The organism is Ferdinandcohnia sp. FSL W7-1320 (assembly GCF_038050315.1).
Taxonomy (GTDB): domain Bacteria; phylum Bacillota; class Bacilli; order Bacillales; family Bacillaceae_L; genus Ferdinandcohnia; species Ferdinandcohnia aciditolerans.
In genome coordinates this window covers 1456866-1475337 of the sequence record NZ_JBBPAM010000001.1, presented here as the reverse complement: position 1 = coordinate 1475337, position 18472 = coordinate 1456866, and the positions used below count along the sequence as shown (strand labels likewise).

Below are 18472 nucleotides of genomic sequence, written 5' to 3'. Positions count from 1 at the left end.
AAAATAAAAAAAGGAAAAGGACCCCAATTTGAGGCCCTTTACTTAGAATCATCTTCAAGTAAAACTTCAATTTTTTTCAACGCTCCAGGATCTACATCTTCAATTGCTGTTGCAGCTTGTTCTAATGCAAGTGCATATTCATAATTTCTAAAAGATTTCTCAGCTTCAAGTAAACTAACTGCAACTTTTTGATCCCTGCTTCGATATCGGTTTCCATATTGGATGACCTTTTCTGCAAGATATACTTGCTCAATCATTTCTTCTGCTTGCTTATATGTCTGTGAAACTAAATCAGACGCATTTTGTAATGTTTGATTGACCGTATTCATATTAAGTGGTTTTTCTTCGAGACTATTCATTACTTGTGTAAGAGACAATCTTGCTTCCGAAACGAGTTCAGCATATTTTACTGGAAGACCAGGGATATTACTTTTTGAGATAAGTCGTTTCGCATCTGTAAGTTGCTTCTTCATTTCCGAAATTTGTTCTCTTGCATGAAGTTCATCCTTACGAAGTGTTTTCAGCATTTCTGAAAATTGTAAGTGCTCTTCCTTTACATCCTGTATCCTACCGTACACCTCTTCTAACTCCGTCTTGATTAGAGAATAGGCAATTTGCTCCGCTTCAAGCTTTGATTGAACAGATACATATTGCTTCACCAGTTGTTTAATTTGTTTTACGATATTCCGGTGTTGTTCTATATCTTTTTCATATAAATGATAGCTTTGTTGAACAAAGGTAGTTTCTTCTTCTGTGCTTTTACTGCCTTCAATTAAGTCCTCTAAATCTTGTTCGATTTTCTCAACTTCTTTTTTCACAAACTGATTTGCTTTTACTTCAGCTTCCAGTAAATCATAGATTGTATCGAGCGACTCTCTTGCTTCTTCAATTCCCTTCTTCACATCTTCAAGCTTTAGCTCTTCGATAAGAGAAATATGTTGGGATAATTGCTCTCGCATTCTTTCAATTTCTTTCTCAATTTGGTGGTGCTTTAGAGAATAGCCCTCCTGTTCCATTTGGCTATAACCTTCAGAAAGTTCATTTAACTGATTTGGAATTGTACTTTGGCATTCATGTAATAAGTGAGGGATATCATCCATTTGTTGCTTCGTTACGGATAGCGCATCCTTAATCAGGAGAACAATTTCTCTTGCCTCAAAGTAATTTCCATTCGTCGTTGCTTCTTCAAATTCTTTAAATTTCCCATAAACATCTTCTAGATTCATTTCAAGCTGTTTTTCAGCATGTCCAAAAGTATGTCTATGCGCAAGTAAATTCTTTTTAAGTTCCCGATACTGTTGGTTTAATTCATCAACCTCAACACGATTTTTTTCCTCACTGCCAACTAAATCCTTAAGCTCGTCTAAAATAATGGCGATATTGCTTTCAGCATCTTTTAAGATTGCCTCAATTTGGGCAAGTACCCGTTTTGCTTTCCCAAAACGATATTTATCAGCTAAGTCTTCAGCATCAAATAATAATTCCTCAACATCTGGAAGAGCAACAGTGACAATTTCATCCCATTGCTTTCTCCAACGTTCAAATAGTTCTTCAGTTTGACCTGTCATATTAAGCTCTTTTACTTTAGCTATTTCATCGGTGACTGGCCGATTCATCATATCTATCTTCCAGGCTTCAAGCCTATCAACATCTTTATATATCTTTTTTCTCGAATAAAACCCAAAAATAGTTACTGCACTTGCTACTACGATTATGCCGATTATGATTTCCATAATTTGGCCTCCTTGCTCCCACAATCAATCTCGTTCTAGACATTTATGTATATTAGTTTTTAACTTTTATATGTAATATCAAATCAAATGTTTTTTTATTGTATTTATGATACCATGTAAACGACAATTTTTGACTAAAACTTTTAAAATTTTTTACAAAATTTATATAAAAATGAGGGATTTGTCGATGAAAGCAGATGGTCATATCCATACACCCTTTTGCCCGCATGGTACAAAGGACGCGTTTGAGGATTACATTGCCCGTGCTCTACAGTTAGGGTTTGATGAAATTTCGTTCACAGAACATGCACCACTTCCGTCACGATTTAACGATCCCACACCTCAACAGGACAGTGGAATGGACGAAAATCAGCTAGAAATCTATTTTTCTGTATTAACCGAGCTTCAAAAAAAGTTTGCATCAGATATTAAAATCAATATTGGATTAGAGGTCGACTATATTGAGGGATATGAAGAGGACACAAGGACTTTTTTGAACGAGTATGGTCGATATTTGAATGATAGCATTCTCTCTGTTCATTTTTTAAAAAAACAAGATCAGTATTATTGCCTCGATTATAGTCCTGACATGTTTGCGACTATGATCAGTGACTTTTCCTCAGTTGAGGCGGTCTATGAAGCTTATTATAATACATTGGCGCGTTCTATAACGGCAGACCTAGGTCAATTTAAGCCAAAAAGGATTGGCCATATTACACTTGTTCATAAGTTTCAAAAAAAATTCCCGGTATCCAAGCAATTCGATGACAAAATTCACTCGATACTCGACCAAATTGCGGATCTTGGATTAGCCTTGGATTATAATGGTGCTGGTATTAATAAACCACTTTGTCGAGAGGTTTATCCACCAGAAAAAATCATTAGAGAGGCAATAAAACGAAAAATCCCTCTCGTCTATGGTTCCGATGCCCATAGCAGGAAGGATTTAAATCAAGGATTTGAACATCTAATTAAAGATGCTTTGTTAGTGTCACCAACTAGATATTAACGGGAATCTGAGTTATTTTGCTTTTTACTGTTTGAGGTTGTTTACAAATAGTCGTGTTTACCCATTTCTCTATTTCATGACAATATTGTTCACTAACATACAACTCATAAGGCATTAAATGTAAAACTTCTGACATATATTGAGGGTGTAGATAAGGCATAGATAACATCCCCTTTAATTGCATGATGGCATAAGGGATTGGAACTAGGGCAAATTCCTGTTGTTTAATACCTGTTTCAAAAATGGCTTGGAAATAATATTTTTCTTTTGCCATATAGGTGGTCATGATTTCACGAATCAAAGTGGTATCAAATGTAATTTCCCTTTGGACAAAACGTGATAAGTGACGATTATCCTTTTGGTATTCCATAATCCCTCTGACCGCAAGCAATAAACATTCTCTTGCCGTTCTGTTATCCAATTCAATATAGGCATGCTCGACAATCGTTAAATATCCCTCTAGGTAAGTAGAAACTAAATGTTCTAGTAAACCTTCCTTATTTCCAAAATAGTAGGAGATATTGGCGACATTACAATTTGCTCTTTTCGCAATTTCACGTACTGTTGTTCCATCAAAGCCTTTTGTATTAAATAAGAATACGGACGACTCAATAACTTTTTGTTTCATTGTTTTACTTTTCATAACCAACCCACCTTACCCTTAATATAGTATAGATTTCGATATGCTAAGGTGGATTCCTTTAAGAATTTATCGACAAGTCACGCGCTTTAAGCTATCATTTAATATAATTTATGTAGGTATTACTCAAATGGAGGGGAATCATAATGTTTCATGTCGAACAATACAAAGGTAATAAAGCAGAAGACTATAAACTGGTAACAAAACAGTTGCAAGCTTTGCTTGAAGGCGAACATGACCAAATAGCAAATTTAGCAAATGCATCAGCATTACTTAACCAATTTTTAGATAATGTCAATTGGGTTGGCTTTTATGTAAAGAAAGAAGATGAGCTTATTCTCGGACCATTCCAAGGCCTACCTGCATGTGTGAGAATTAAGATGGGACGTGGGGTTTGTGGCACTGCAGCCCAAAATCGAAAGACTGAAAGAGTGGCAGATGTTCATCTATTCCCTGGTCATATTGCATGTGATAGTGCTTCCCAATCAGAAATTGTTGTTCCAATTATGAAAAATGGTGAAGTATTTGGTGTGTTAGATATCGACAGTCCAATCAAAGAGCGTTTTGATGAAGTAGACCAACAATGCCTTGAAGAATTTGTGAAGGTTTTAGAAGAACATCTGTAGAAAAGTGCAAGGTGCTAAGCTTTAGGCGACAAGCATAAGATGAGCGCTGACAGAAGGTGCCTTTTACCTTCCGAGACGATCGGAACAGACTAGAGAGACGATGGCAACTGGACCTAGACAAATAAAACTAGCCAGTGAGGATTTTTGTCCTCGCTGGCTTTTTGATTTGCCCGTATTTATGAGTCGCTTGACCTCCCGACTAGGTTCTCCTTTATCCATTTAACGCTTGATTTAAATCATCCCAAATATCTTCCCATGCTTCTAATCCTACCGAAAGTCGAATCAAATTATCCGTAATGCCCATGTTCAATCGGGATTCCTCTGGCACAACTGAATGTGTCATTGTTGCTGGATGCTGTATGAGAGTCTCTGTATCACCTAGACTCACAGCAATTTTGATTAACTTCAGTCGATTTAGAACGTTTTGTGCATCTTTCTTTGTGCCTTTAATTGTAAAAGATATAAGTCCACCTGGCTTACTCATTTGTTTTTTCATAATCTCGTAAGCTGGACTTTCTATATCACCAGGATAAAAAATTTGCTCCACATTTTTATGTTCTTTGAGTAAGAATGCGATTTTTTCTGTATTATCACAGTGGCGGTCCATCCTTACCGGCAGTGTTTTTAGCCCACGAAGTAAAAGCCATGCATCAAATGGTGACATAATACCACCAATATCCTTTTTCGTTGTCATTGCCACCTGTTGAATAAATTCTTTTTTGCCAACGACAAGTCCTGCGATAACATCTCCATGTCCTCCAATATACTTTGTAGCACTGTGTACCACAATATCACAGCCCAATTTAATGGGTTGCTGCAAATAAGGTGAACTAAAAGTATTGTCCACGACAACTGGGATATTAAGCTGTTTCGCAATCTTAACAACCTTTTGTAAATCAATGAGTTTCATAGTTGGATTAATTGGTGTCTCAATGTAGATTAGTTTCGTTTGTGGAGTAATTTTTGATAGAATTTCCTCTTCATCATCCATATCACTGTAATCATGTTCAATATTGTACTTCTCGTTCATCATCTTTAGGAGACCAAAGGTACACCCATACAGTCCCTGTGAACAGAGGATATGATCACCAGACTTTGTTAATGCAAATAACACAGCCGAAACAGCCGCCATCCCCGATCCAAATGAAAGCCCTGCTTCCCCTCCCTCTAAGAGAGCGATTCTTTCTTCTAAAATTTTAACTGTTGGGTTCCCTAATCTTGAATATATATATCCTTCATCCGCACCAGCAAAACGAGCTTCTCCTTGTTCAGCTGTTTCAAATGTAAAAGTTGATGTTTGGTAAAGTGGTGGTGTTAAACTCCCATTTGGAGAAGTTGGTCCGCCACCATGTATCGCTAAAGTGTCAAAGTATTTACTTTCCTTGCTCATGCTCCCCTTATCCCCCTTAAAACTTTTGATTATACCATTAGCATATGACAAGAAGGGTTGTATTGAAAGCGTTTTCTATTTTCATAGAGGTTTACTAGGTTTTATAATATAGCGAATTAAAGCGCTGTTCCTACCAAAAAGGACATCCATTTATAGATGGGGGCTATTTTGAGCTGTAAATAGAACAATTACCATAGCAAAACGCGTATGATTTCTAGTGTCGAATAACAATTAAAATCATTATGGACACGGGAGTGCTGATTCAGCCCGGGGGTGTCCGAAGTTTAGAGATCTTCGGACTCGACATGCCAGATTCATGCACGGTGTGTCTGAAGTTTGGAGATCTTCGGACTCGGGGACGCAGATTCAGCACAGACATGTCCGAAGTCTAGAGATTTTCGGACTCGGGGACGCAGATTCAGCACAGACATGTCCGAAGTCTAAAGATCTTCGGACACGGCATGCCAGATTCATGCCCGGTGTGGCCGAAGTTTAGAGATCTTCGGACTCGACATGCCAGATTCATGCCCAGTGTGTCCGAAGTTTAGAGATCTTCGGACTCGGGAAGGCAGATTCAGCGCGAGTGTGTCCGAAGTTTAGAGATCTTCGGACACGCCATGCCAGGTTCAGACCAGGGGTGTCTGAAGTCTAGAGATCTTCGGACTCGGCATGCCAGATTCATGCACGGTGTGGCCGAAGTTTAAGTATCTTCGGACTCGGGAGGGCAAATTCAGACCAGGGGTGTCTGAAGTCTAGAGATCTTCGGACTCGGCATGCCAGATTCATGCCCAGTGTGGCCGAAGTTTAGGGATCTTCGGACTCGGGAGGGCAAATTCAGACCAGGTATGTCTGAAGTTTAGAGATCTTCGGACTCGACATGCCAGGTTCAGACCAGGGGTGTCCGAAGTCTAGGTATCTTCGGACTCGGGAAGGCAAATTCAGACCAGGTATGTCTGAAGTTTAGAGATCTTCGGACTCGACATGCCAGGTTCATGCACGGTGTGTCCGAAGTCTAGAGATCTTCGGACTCGACATGCCAGATTCATGCACGGTGTGGCCGAAGTTTAAGTATCTTCGGACTCGGGAGGGCAAATTCAGACCAGGTATGTCTGAAGTCTAGAGATCTTCGGACTCGGGAAGGCAGATTCATGCCCAGTGTGGCCGAAGTTTAGAGATCTTCGGACTCGGCATGCCAGATTCATGCACGGTGTGGCCGAAGTTTAAGTATCTTCGGACTCGGGAGGGCAAATTCAGACCAGGTATGTCTGAAGTCTAGAGATCTTTGGACTCGACTAAGCAGATTTAGCTAATCATTGTCTGAAGATAGCACAACTTCGGACTCGAGAAGGCAGATTCAGCGCGAGTGTGTCCGAAGTTTAGAGATCTTCGGACACGCCATGCCAGATTCATGCCCAGTGTGTCCGAAGTTTAGAGATCTTCGGACTCGACATGCCAGGTTCAGACCAGGGGTGTCCGAAGTCTAGGTAACTTCGGACTCGGAAGGACAAATTCAGACAAGGTATGTCTGAAGTTTAAGTATCTTGGGACACGGTTTATCAATAAAAATAAAGCGTGAATTCGTATATGAATTCACGCTAAAAATGTATAGGGATTTACTATTTCATACCCTGAATTCGAACCCGATACCTTCATAGATGCCCTTCAATGACTTTATTTTCACTAGCAATAACTTGATTTTTCCCTGATTGTTTAGCTGCATACAGTGCATTGTCTGCACGATGGAATAAACTTTGGAATGTTTCTCTGAATTCTTTATGCCAGGTAGCCACCCCACATGAAATTGTGATTTTGGGATTTGAATTTTGTTCCACTCTTTTTCCGAGCCTTTCTGCTACAGCAATCCCTGAAGCTAAATCCACTCTAGGCAGGTAAATTGCGAGTTCTTCTCCACCCCATCTTGCTCCAATATCATTGTCACGGATATTTTCTTTAATAAGATTAGCTATTTGTATAATTGCTTCGTCCCCAACCTGATGACCATAAGTATCATTAATACCTTTGAAATCATCAATGTCAATTAGTATAAATGTTCCAAAAGCATCTGTTTCCAATGATTTGTGTACACAATCCTCTAAGTAATTACGGGAATAAAGTTTGGTTAAATAATCGGTGATAACCAATTTTTCGAGTTCTTCCCTAAGGATTGAATTTGTAAAAGCCAATGATGAATGATAAATCAAGGATTGCAGGAGTTTAAACTTATCAAAAGAAAAGAAATAAGGTAGTTCATGTAAAACAATGGCAACACCTAAAATTTCACTGCGTTGTACAATTGGAACTGACATCATAGAACGATAGACGGAATTGCCAAATGCCGGATCCACCTGTAAATCTCCTATGAATAGAGTTTCTTTTTCTGTTAATATTCGATCAAGGCAGCATAAAATATATTGCTCGCCATGTCCTTCTTCAAAAAAAGTAGTACTTCCTGGAAGTACCTCTATTTGTCCATTTGATTGTAATAAGAAGCCTACTTCATTTGCGCCGAAGGAAGCTTTGATTTGAGATGTCATGAATGTCATTGTATCTGTTAATCTCAAATTAGAATTTAGCTTATGTGAAGTTTCATTAATTAATTGTAGATCAGCAATTAATTGTTTCGACTGTTGGTAGAGTTGTGCATTTTCGAATGCATGTCCAGCTGTATTTGCTAACAGTTCAATAAACTGGATTTCTGATTTAGGAAATACCAATCCGTAATGGGCATTGATTTGCAAGACTCCATAAACACCCTGTCTTCCTTTTAAAGGGGCATAAATGACCGATTTTTTATCAGTAATTGAATTTTCATGTTGCAAGGTACCGTTTACAAACGCTTGCATAACAAGCGAATGTTCACCATTTTCATATTCTTGTATATCTTTAATAGGAATAACATTATGTCGTTTATTATCATGTGCAAGAAATAGGGTAAATGCAAACGATGGGTATACATCTTGTAATGTATTCATAACCTCTTCGAGCACAGCATCTATATCCATGGTTGAGTGAAACTTAGAGGTTACTCTAAAAAGTTGCTCATATCTCAATTCTTCATTTGGAAACTTCATGATTAATCACCCATCTAACATAAGTACTTACTATTTTCATTATAATAGAAAATGCACGAAAAATGTTTTATTATATCGTAAAAAAACCAAATTTATTACATCTTCATATTAATAATCTAATTTACTTCATAAAAAGACAAAGATCTTGCCGTTTTATGTATATTTTCATGATAACTTGACTTCCTTTACTAAAAATCATATAATGATCGTTGTGTAAAATATTGCAGCGTATGTGATTAGGTTTTTGTTCTATTTTGTTCCTCTGCGTGGGCTATTAGCTCATAGATGGTGTATCACGTAACTCTTGGCTGCTAGAGCGAAGATACATGAAAACAAAATAGTCAAAAGCATCTAGCACATCTGTTTTTATTTTACAACAAAATAAAAACATTGAAGGAGGAGTCATTCATGGCTCGTTATACTGGTCCAAGCTGGAAATTATCCCGTCGTCTTGGCATCTCATTAAGTGGTACTGGTAAAGAATTAGAAAAGCGTCCTTACGCTCCTGGACAACATGGTCCTAACCAACGCAAGAAGCTTTCTGAATATGGTTTACAATTACAAGAAAAGCAAAAGCTTCGTCATATGTATGGTGTGAACGAACGTCAATTCCGTAACACATTCAACAATGCAAGCAAAATGCAAGGGATCCTTGGTGAAAACTTCATGATTCTTCTTGAATCACGTTTAGATAACCTAGTTTACCGTCTTGGTCTTGCTCGTACTCGTCGTGCAGCTCGCCAATTAGTTAACCATGGTCATATTCTTGTAGATGGTGGCCGCGTTGATATTCCATCTTACCGTGTAAAACCTGGTCAAACAATTGCAGTTCGTGAAAAATCACGTAACCTTGTTGCAATTAAAGAAGCTATCGAAGCTACTACTTTCGTACCAGAATATTTAACTTTTGATGCTGATAAGCTAGAAGGAACATATACTCGTTTACCAGAGCGTTCTGAATTACCAGCAGAAATTAACGAAGCATTCATCGTTGAGTTCTACTCACGTTAATCTTCCTAAAGAGGAAAGGGTTATCCCTTTCCTCTTTTTTTTGCATAGATAAAATCAATAAGGTGCTCCTTGGGAGCACCTTATCATTTTAGTATTTAATTAAGAAATATTTTTTCTTGCCACGACGGATGACGGTGAATTGACTTTCAATTCGATTTTGTGAAGTCAAGACCGCATCTACTTCTTGGATTCTCTCACCATTGACATAAATAGCCCCATTTCCAATATCCTCACGCGCCCGACGCTTAGATGGGGAAATTTTGCTCATTACTAATAAATCAACTAACCCGACCACTGGATCCCCATTGTACTCATATGAAGGAACATCCTTAAAGCCTTGCTTAATTTCCTCTGCACTTAATTCACTGATAGAACCGCTAAATAATGCTGTTGAAATTTTCACAGCTTGCTCTAGAGCAGCTTCACCATGAACCAATTTCGTTACTTCTTCAGCCAATGTCTTTTGTGCCAATCGCTTTTCAGGTGCATTTTGAATTTCTGCTTCAAGACTCTCAATTTCTGCTTTTGATAGGAACGTAAAATATTTTAAATAGCGGACAACATCACGGTCATCTGTATTGATCCAAAATTGATAAAACTCGTATGGTGACGTTTTATCTTTATCTAACCAGATTGTACCACCTTCTGTTTTTCCAAACTTAGTTCCATCGGCTTTTGTCACGAGAGGTATAGTTAGACCAAATGCTTTTGCATCCTCTACTGTTTTTCGAATTAATTCAAGTCCTGCTGTGATATTTCCCCATTGGTCACTTCCACCAATTTGAAGTCGGCAGCCTACATCTTCATAAAGTTTTAAGAAGTCATAGGATTGTAAAATCATATAACTAAACTCAGTAAATGAAATACCAGCATCGAGACGAGATTGCACAGAGTCCTTAGCAAGCATGTAATTAAGACCAAAGCTTTTTCCTATGTCACGCAAGAAAGTAATTAAGTCTAAACTTCCAATCCAATCATAATTATTTGCAATTTGAGCTGGGTTTTCTTTTGCTTCAAAATCCAAAAAGCGTGAAAGTTGATTTCTAATACTATTACTAAACTCCACGACGACCTCTTTCGGATTTAATGTTCTTTCAGCCTTTTTACCACTTGGGTCACCAATTAAGCCTGTTGCTCCACCAACTAATGCAATGGGTTGATGCCCAGCTAATTGGAATCTTCTCAAAGTTAAAACCCCTACTAAGTGGCCAATATGTAAACTATCAGCTGTTGGATCGAATCCACAATACAATTTGATCTTTTCATTCTTTAATGTATTCTGTAGACCTTCCTGATCTGTTACTTGATTTATCAATCCCCTATAAGTCAAATCCTGTATAACATCCATTAAATTTCGATTCTCCTTTTAACCTTATAATAAGGTTTTTCTATCACATTCTGTCTATTATTGTCAAATTAAATAATGGAAATTCATAAAATAATATTAATGACCCTACGCTATATGCTATAATAAACTTGGATTTTTAGGGGGATGATTATGAATCTAAATAAATCACAGATATTTGAAAAAATTAGCTCTTTTTGGCGAAGAGTCCTATCAAATAAAGTCATTCAAGCAGTTACCGGAAACAAAGCCCGAAAAGGCGCAAGAGTTACTTACGGGGTTATATGGAACTTATTTTTAATTTTCTTTATTATTGGTCTGCTTGGACTTGGCTTTGCCGGTGGAGCTGGTGCAGGATATTTTGCATCTCTGGTTAAGGACGAACCTGTCCGAAGCTATGAAAGTCTGCAAAAAGATATTTATAACTATGAAGAAAACACGGAGGTCTACTTTGCAAATGAGGTCTACCTTGGTCAATTAAGGGCAGACCTGCAACGTGAAGAAGTAGCACTCGAAGATATTTCACCATTTGTCTTAGATGCTGTTATTGCTACTGAAGACCAATATTTCTATAAGCACGATGGAGTTGTTCCAAAATCAATACTCCGGGCAATCGTACAGGATGTAACTAATTCACCTATCCAAACTGGAGGAAGTACGCTGACCCAGCAATTGATTAAGAATCAAATTTTATCAAATGAAGTTTCCTTTGATCGGAAGGCTAAGGAAATTCTCATTGCACTGCGACTTGAAAAGTTTTTTGATAAAGATGAAATTCTAGAAGCATATCTAAATATTATTCCTTATGGCCGTAATTCTTCAGGTCGAAATATTGCTGGAGTTCAAACAGCAGCCAAAGGAATTTTTGGAGTAGATGCAAAAGATTTAAACCTTCCACAAGCAGCATTTATCGCTGGTATACCACAAAACCCATATGTATATACTCCGTTTTTGAACCAGGGTGGAAAGGTGAAAGAGAACTTGGAGCCCGGTATCAACCGGATGAAAACAGTTTTAGAGCGTATGCTTACAGGTGGTTTTATTACACAGAAGCAATATGACGAAGCACTTACCTATGATATTCGTGCAAACCTTGCCCCACCTAAGTCAGAGCCTACTGAAAAATATCCTTGGTTAACAGTTGAAGTAGAAAAACGTGCCACTGATATTTTGATGAAAAAATTGGCTAAGGATGACGGATACGAGGAAAAGGATCTTGAAGAAAATAAGGAACTTCGATCACACTACCAAGTTATCGCAGACAGAAACCTTCGTCAAAATGGATATAAAATCCATACAACTATTGACAAAGAAGTATATGATGCAATGCAAGAGGCAGTAAAGAAATTTCAATATTTTGGTCCAGATCGAAAAGAAACAAAGAAAAACTTAGAAACGAATGAAGATGTACAAGTAATAGAACCAGAAGAGCTCGGTTCTGTATTAATTGAAAATAGAACAGGAAAAATAATTAGTTTTGTGGGAGGCCGTGACTTCGAGCGTGAACAAACCAACCACGCATTAGGTGCGAAGCGTTCAAATGGTTCAACTATGAAGCCTCTCTTGGACTATGCACCAGCAATGGAACTTGGACTCGTACAACCTGGTAGCGTGATTGCCGATGTAAAGTTCTCGTATGGAAAATATACTCCATATAACGTGGGTGGGACAAATGACTTTGATGGTCTAATGTCTGCTAGACGAGCTTTACAAGTCTCTAAGAATATCCCGGCGATCAAGACATACTTAAAGGCATTTGATCACCGCCCAATAACTTTCCTAGAGAAAATGGGGTTCACTTCTTTAAATGAGAAAGACTATCACGCCCCATCTTTAGCAATTGGCGGTATGACGGATGGAGTTTCAGTTGAAGAGAATGTAAATGCGTTCGCAACATTTGCTAACGAAGGTAAGTTTATTGATGCCTATATGATTGAAAAAATTGAGACGAACGACGGAGAAGTTGTATACGAACATGAAGTGAAACCTGTTGAGGTTTTCTCTCCACAAACTGCTTATCTAACAATCGATATGATGCGTGATGTTATTAGCGGTGGTACAGCTGCATCTATGAATGGCTACCTTAAGTTTAATGCGGATTGGGCTGGTAAAACGGGTACAACCAACGACTGGTGGGATATTTGGTTTGTAGCAACCAACCCGAATGTAACCTTTGGTACGTGGATTGGCTATGATACACCAAAACCAGTGGCACTGAACTATAAGGGACTTTATAATTCAAGAAGAAATATTCTTCTGTGGGCACAACAAATGAATGCAGTATATGATGTAAAACCAGAGCTTGTTAAACCAAAAGAGAACTTTAAAATGCCTGGAGGAATTGTAAGTCGCTCTTATTGTGGACTTTCTGGATTACTTCCTTCAGATTTATGTCGTGAAGCTGGTCTAGTACAATCTGACATATATAATGCAAAATTTGTTCCGACAAAGGTCGATGATAACCTTGTAAAAGGTAAGTATATTGAAGTAGATGGCAAAGCTTATCGTGTACCATCAAGTGCACCAAAGGAATTTGTACAAGAAGGAATCATGATCAAGAAAGAGTTTTTATCGGAGCATGGTTTAAAAGATTCTGCGGCCATTTCACAACTGCTTCCTAAGAACGATCGTTGGAAGAACCTTGTTGTTACAGAATCTACTGAACTTAAAGATAATGGTTCAGTTCCGTCCCAAGTAAAAGGTGCCTCGATTTCTTCAGGTACATTGAAATGGGCAAAGCATGATCACAATGATGTCATAGGATATCGAATCTATTCTGCAGGAAATTTCACAGCAGACTTCAAGAAAATCGGAAGTGTTCCTGCTACAAAGAATTTACAATTTAAAGTTGGAAACGCCGTTGCTGCCTATTATGTTACTGCTGTTGATGTCACTGGTAAAGAAACGCCACTCGCAAATTCAGTCTTAATCAAAAATGGCGACTACAAACCAGAGCCGGAAGTGGTTACCCCACCTCCGTCAGACCCTCCTGCTGATGGGGATAACGGTACCAATAATGAGAATGAAAAGAATGGCAAAGGTAACGCTAAGGGTAAAGAAAAAGATAAAGAAAACGGTGGAAATTAATCAATAATAAAGAGGTGATCCAGTGGATCACCTCTTTTTCTGTTAACATTTTAATCTTCCATTGTAGAAAGGTCGCCTGTCGGTAAATCAAGCTCCCATGCCTTAAGAACACGTCTCATGATTTTTCCACTACGTGTTTTTGGAAGTTTTTCCTTAAACTCAATTTCACGAGGAGCAGCATGTGCAGCTAATCCTTTTTTTACAAAATCTCTTATTTCTTCTTTTAACTCATCTGTCGCTTTATAGCCATCAACGAGTGCTACGAACGCTTTAATGATTTCCCCTCTTACAGGGTCAGGCTTTCCGATAACACCGGCTTCTGCAATTGCGGGATGTTCAACAAGCTTACTTTCAACTTCAAATGGTCCTACCCGCTCACCGGAGGTCATGATTACGTCATCAACACGACCTTGGAACCAGAAATAACCATCTTCATCCATATATGCTGAATCCCCTGATACATACCAATCACCGGGCATAAAATAGGACTCATATTTTGCGGGATTATTCCAAATTTGATACATCATTGATGGCCAGCCCTTTTTAACAGCGAGGTTGCCCATACGATTTGGTGGTAATTCATTACCTTGGTCGTCAACAATAGCAGCCTTAATTCCAGGGAATGGTTTACCCATAGAACCTGGTTTGATCTCCATGCAAGGGTAATTACTAATAAGCTGTGCACCCGTTTCTGTCATCCACCAATTATCATGAATTCGTAAGTTAAAGACCTTTACTCCCCAACGAACAACTTCGGGGTTAAGTGGCTCCCCTACACTTAATACATGACGCAATGTACTTAAATCAAATTGTTTTACAAGTTCATCACCAGCGCCCATCAGCATTCTAAATGCTGTTGGTGCACTATACCAGACTGTAACTCCAAAATCTTCAATGGTTTGGTACCAGTTTTCCGGTCTAAAACGGCCTCCTACTATTACATTTGAAGCTCCGTTAAGCCAAGGACCAAAAATGCCGTAAGAAGTTCCTGTTACCCAACCTGGGTCAGCTGTACACCAATAGATGTCATCTTCTTGTAAATCGAGAATCCATTTTGCAGTCTGGTATTGTTGAATCATGGCGTTATGAACATGCAATACTCCCTTTGGTTTACCTGTTGAACCAGAAGTATAGTGTAATAGCATACCGTCCGTTCGTTCTACCCATTCAATTTGCAGCTCTTTACTTGCTGTTTTTAGCCGACCAAGAAAATCGATAAATGGGCCATCCTCCGTAACATTTTCACCAACGAGGACAATATGCTTTAATGCAGGAAGTTCATTAAACGGAATACGATCCACTAATTCTGGAGTTGTGACAATTACCTTTGCTTCACTATCTTCCAAGCGATCGCGAACTGCTCCTTCCATAAATGCTTCAAATAGTGGTCCCACGATTGCCCCTAATTTAATAGCCCCTAATACTGTAAAATATAATTCGGGAGAACGTGGCATAAATACAAATACTCGGTCACCTTTTTCCACATCTGCCGCTTGCTTTAATACGTTAGCCGCACGGTTCGTATATTCTTTCATTTCTTTAAATGTATATTTCTCATCACGTGATGGATCACGATAATATAGAGCGATTTTATTTTTCCTTACACCCTCTGCATGGCGGTCGATTGCTTCATAAGCAATATTAACCCTACCTGTTTCTGACCAAGAAAAACTTTTTTCTACTTCCGTCCAATCAAAATTCTCATATGCTTCATCATAATCTTTTAGATTATAATTGCCTTTGGTTGCTGGTAACGCTTCCACTTTCACTATACATTTCCCCTTTATGTAAGTTATTTACTATTCTATTATAAAATAAAACTCGTCTTTTCTCAATTTTTAAAATTTTGTTTATATATTATTTTTCTGTAAAATTGTATAATTAGTGTAATAGTATGGGCCCAATACCCTGCTAAATATAGGTACAGCACCCGCAGATGCGACGACTTTTCAGCGATAGTTTTTCATGCACGCGCGAAAAATTTGGGCACCAAAACCCCAAGGCGCATTTGACAAAATTCTGAAAACGCTTTATTTTTACTAGGTTCATGTATAATGAAATTGACGTTATGAATGGTGGTGACAATGTGGAGCATAAGAAAACTTATAACGCAAAGGAACTTAAAACCCCTCATGGCACGCTCATTATTGAAGGTCCCATAACCGGAGAAGCCCTTGCAAGCTATGAATTTCACGAGGACTTGGTAGCATTTCGTCCTCCAAATCAACAGCATAAAGCATTGATTGAAATTGCTGACCTCCCTGAAGGAAGAATTATTATCGCAAGAGAGCATCATACAATTGTAGGGTATGTTACATACCTTTACCCAGACCCGCTAGAGCGCTGGTCTGAGGGGAAAATAGAAAATTTGATAGAATTAGGAGCAATTGAAGTTATTCCAAAATTTCGAGGCAGCAGAGTTGGAAAGAATCTATTAATTGTTTCTATGATGGATGACGCTATGGAAGACTATCTCATCATTACTACCGAATATTATTGGCATTGGGATTTAAAAGGAACTGGCCTGAATGTTTGGGAGTATCGTAAAGTAATGGAAAAAATGATGAGTGCAGGTGGGCTTGAATGGTTTGCAACAGATGATCCTGAAATTAGTTCACACCCTGCCAACTGTTTAATGGCTCGAATTGGCAAACGAGTAAATCAGGATACGATTGAAAGATTTGACCGGCTACGCTTTATGAATCGATTCATGTATTAAGGGAGTAAGGGGGATTCACATGATTGTTGAAGAAATTATGAAGAAAAATGTCATTACTTTATCAGCTGATGACTCCATCTCAACAGCGATTAAAATAATGGATGAGAAAAAAATTCGTCATATACCTGTGGTAGATAAAAATCAACACGTGATTGGGTTAATTAGTGACCGTGATATTCGTGATGCAAAGCCTTCAATCCTAGACTATACGAACAATGAAAAAACACTAGATTCACCACTTAAAGACATTATGGTAAAAGAAGTAATAACCGGACATCCGCTTGACTTTGTTGAAGAGATTTCTGCTGTTTTTTTCCAGCATCGGATTGGCTGTCTCCCAATTGAATCCAATGGAAAATTAGTTGGAATCATCACTGAGACTGATTTACTTCATACCTTTGCACAACTAACAGGTGCAAACCAACCAGGTTCACAACTCGAAATTAAGGTACATAATCGTGCAGGAACACTCGCAGACGTTGTCAATGTCATAAAAAATCATAATGTAAATATTCACAGTGTCCTTGTTTATCCTGACAAAGAGGACACGCAATATAAAATAATTGTGTTACGAGTTCAAACAATGAATCCAACTAAGATCATTACTAATCTAATTGATAATGGCTACACTGTACTATGGCCAACCATACCAGGGCCACGATTATGACGAAAGAATCTGTCTTTGTCTATTCGGACGAATTATTAAAATATCGATTTAGTAATGATCATCCCTTTAATCAAACGAGGGTAAAACTTACATATGATCTACTCAAAAGTCTGAACTTGTTAGATGAATCGGATATTATTCCACCTAGAGTAGCCACAGATGAAGAATTAGAACTCGTCCATGACCCCAAATTTATTGAGGCTGTTAAGTTAGCAGGGGAAGGTAAACTCCCTAAAGAAACTGGATATAGCTATGGAATCGGCACGGAGGATACTCCTATTTTTCCCGGAATGCATGAGGCTAGTGCATTACTAGTAGGCGCTACCCTTTCCGCAGTTGACCATGTAATGTCGGGAAAATCGAAGCATGCCCTTAATTTAGGAGGCGGACTCCATCATGGATTCCGCGGGAAGGCCTCTGGATTTTGTGTCTACAATGATAGTTCAGTAGCGATTCGTTATTTGCAAAAAAAATATAATGTAAAGGTTCTATATGTGGATACTGATGCACATCATGGAGATGGTGTGCAGTGGACATTTTATGATGACCCAACTGTTTGTACACTTTCAATTCATGAAACAGGACGATATCTATTTCCTGGGACAGGAAATGTAACTGAGCGTGGCTCTGGCAAGGGCTACGGCTATACCTTTAATATTCCGCTTGATGCATTTACTGAGGACGATTCATGGTTACATGCATACACAACCGCTTTTACAGAAGTAACTGAGTTTTTTAAACCAGATGTTATTTTTACGCAAAACGGTGTCGACTCGCACTACTATGATCCGTTAACCCATTTGTCTGCAACAATGAAAATCTATCGTGAAATCCCTAAGCTTGCTCATCAGCTTGCACATCAATATTGTGATGGTCGCTGGATTGCAGTCGGTGGCGGCGGATATGACATTTGGAGAGTCGTACCTAGAGCATGGTCTTTGATTTGGCTCGAAATGATTGAAAAATCAAATATAAGTGGCGCACTTCCAACCGAATGGATCAATCAGTGGCAACCAATAGCCAAACTCACTCTTCCAGCATATTGGGATGATGAGCCCACTATTTATCCACCTATACCTAGAAGAGCAGAAATTGAGGAAAAAAATGCACTTACCGTTACAAAAACGCTTTACCCAATACGAAATAATAAATAAAAAACACGGCCTCGGGCCGT

The 18472-nt window shown here is 38.5% G+C and carries 13 protein-coding genes; 7 read left to right on the top strand and 6 right to left on the bottom strand.

Features of this window, described 5'->3' with window-relative positions:
• Positions 1-38: 38 nt before the first annotated feature.
• Positions 39-1733: a septation ring formation regulator EzrA gene (gene ezrA, locus NST91_RS07460; RefSeq protein ID WP_341330629.1), complete on the bottom strand. Its 1695-nt coding sequence runs from the start codon at positions 1731-1733 to the stop codon at positions 39-41.
• A gap of 187 nt (positions 1734-1920) precedes the next feature.
• Here ezrA and hisJ point away from each other — a divergent pair, with 187 nt between their 5' ends.
• Complete coding sequence (hisJ, locus tag NST91_RS07455) at positions 1921-2742, top strand: histidinol-phosphatase HisJ (RefSeq protein WP_341330628.1); 822 nt, start codon at positions 1921-1923, stop codon at positions 2740-2742.
• Here hisJ and refZ read toward each other — a convergent pair.
• Entirely contained in the window at positions 2732-3385 is a 654-nt protein-coding gene (gene refZ, locus NST91_RS07450; protein ID WP_341330627.1) for a forespore capture DNA-binding protein RefZ, read from the bottom strand. The two genes, hisJ and refZ, sit on opposite strands and share 11 nt — an antisense overlap.
• Before the next feature lie 143 nt (positions 3386-3528).
• On the opposite strand from refZ, the gene msrC reads away from it, so the two are divergent.
• Positions 3529-4008, top strand: coding sequence for a free L-methionine (R)-S-oxide reductase MsrC (gene msrC, locus NST91_RS07445; protein WP_341330626.1), 480 nt, complete (start codon positions 3529-3531; stop codon positions 4006-4008).
• Between the two features lie 211 nt (positions 4009-4219).
• On the opposite strand, the gene megL is transcribed toward msrC, so the two are convergent.
• Both megL and NST91_RS07435 read right to left on the bottom strand, forming a co-directional pair.
• Positions 4220-5398, bottom strand: coding sequence for a methionine gamma-lyase (megL, locus tag NST91_RS07440; RefSeq protein WP_341330625.1), 1179 nt, complete (start codon positions 5396-5398; stop codon positions 4220-4222).
• 1649 nt (positions 5399-7047) lie between these two features.
• Positions 7048-8469, bottom strand: coding sequence for a sensor domain-containing diguanylate cyclase (locus NST91_RS07435; protein WP_341330624.1), 1422 nt, complete (start codon positions 8467-8469; stop codon positions 7048-7050).
• A gap of 408 nt (positions 8470-8877) precedes the next feature.
• Between NST91_RS07435 and rpsD the strand changes: the two genes are divergently transcribed.
• Positions 8878-9480, top strand: coding sequence for a 30S ribosomal protein S4 (rpsD, locus tag NST91_RS07430; RefSeq protein ID WP_121447398.1), 603 nt, complete (start codon positions 8878-8880; stop codon positions 9478-9480).
• Between the two features lie 88 nt (positions 9481-9568).
• Here the strand turns inward: rpsD and tyrS are convergent, their stop codons facing one another.
• On the bottom strand, positions 9569-10828 hold the full coding sequence (gene tyrS, locus NST91_RS07425) for a tyrosine--tRNA ligase (RefSeq protein ID WP_341330623.1): 1260 nt from the start codon (positions 10826-10828) through the stop codon (positions 9569-9571).
• Positions 10829-10978: 150 nt separating this feature from the next.
• Between tyrS and NST91_RS07420 the strand changes: the two genes are divergently transcribed.
• Complete coding sequence (locus tag NST91_RS07420) at positions 10979-13912, top strand: transglycosylase domain-containing protein (protein WP_341330622.1); 2934 nt, start codon at positions 10979-10981, stop codon at positions 13910-13912.
• Between the two features lie 50 nt (positions 13913-13962).
• Here NST91_RS07420 and acsA read toward each other — a convergent pair whose 3' ends face one another.
• A complete protein-coding gene (acsA, locus tag NST91_RS07415) occupies positions 13963-15681 on the bottom strand; it encodes an acetate--CoA ligase (RefSeq protein WP_341330621.1) in 1719 nt (572 codons plus the stop codon).
• A 317-nt stretch (positions 15682-15998) separates the two neighbouring features.
• Between acsA and NST91_RS07410 the strand changes: the two genes are divergently transcribed.
• Genes NST91_RS07410 through NST91_RS07400 form a run of 3 tightly spaced genes read left to right on the top strand, consistent with a single transcriptional unit; the run spans position 15999 to position 18452 of the window.
• Positions 15999-16631 (top strand): GNAT family N-acetyltransferase, encoded by a 633-nt coding sequence (locus tag NST91_RS07410; RefSeq protein WP_121447394.1) that lies wholly within the window; start codon positions 15999-16001, stop codon positions 16629-16631.
• Positions 16632-16650: 19 nt separating this feature from the next.
• A complete protein-coding gene (locus tag NST91_RS07405; RefSeq protein ID WP_341330620.1) occupies positions 16651-17298 on the top strand; it encodes an acetoin utilization AcuB family protein in 648 nt (215 codons plus the stop codon).
• Positions 17295-18452 carry an acetoin utilization protein AcuC gene (locus NST91_RS07400; RefSeq protein ID WP_341330619.1) on the top strand — a complete coding sequence of 386 codons (1158 nt, stop codon included), beginning with the start codon at positions 17295-17297 and terminating at the stop codon, positions 18450-18452. Before NST91_RS07405 ends, NST91_RS07400 begins: the two co-directional genes overlap by 4 nt.
• The last annotated feature ends 20 nt before the right edge of the window (positions 18453-18472 follow it).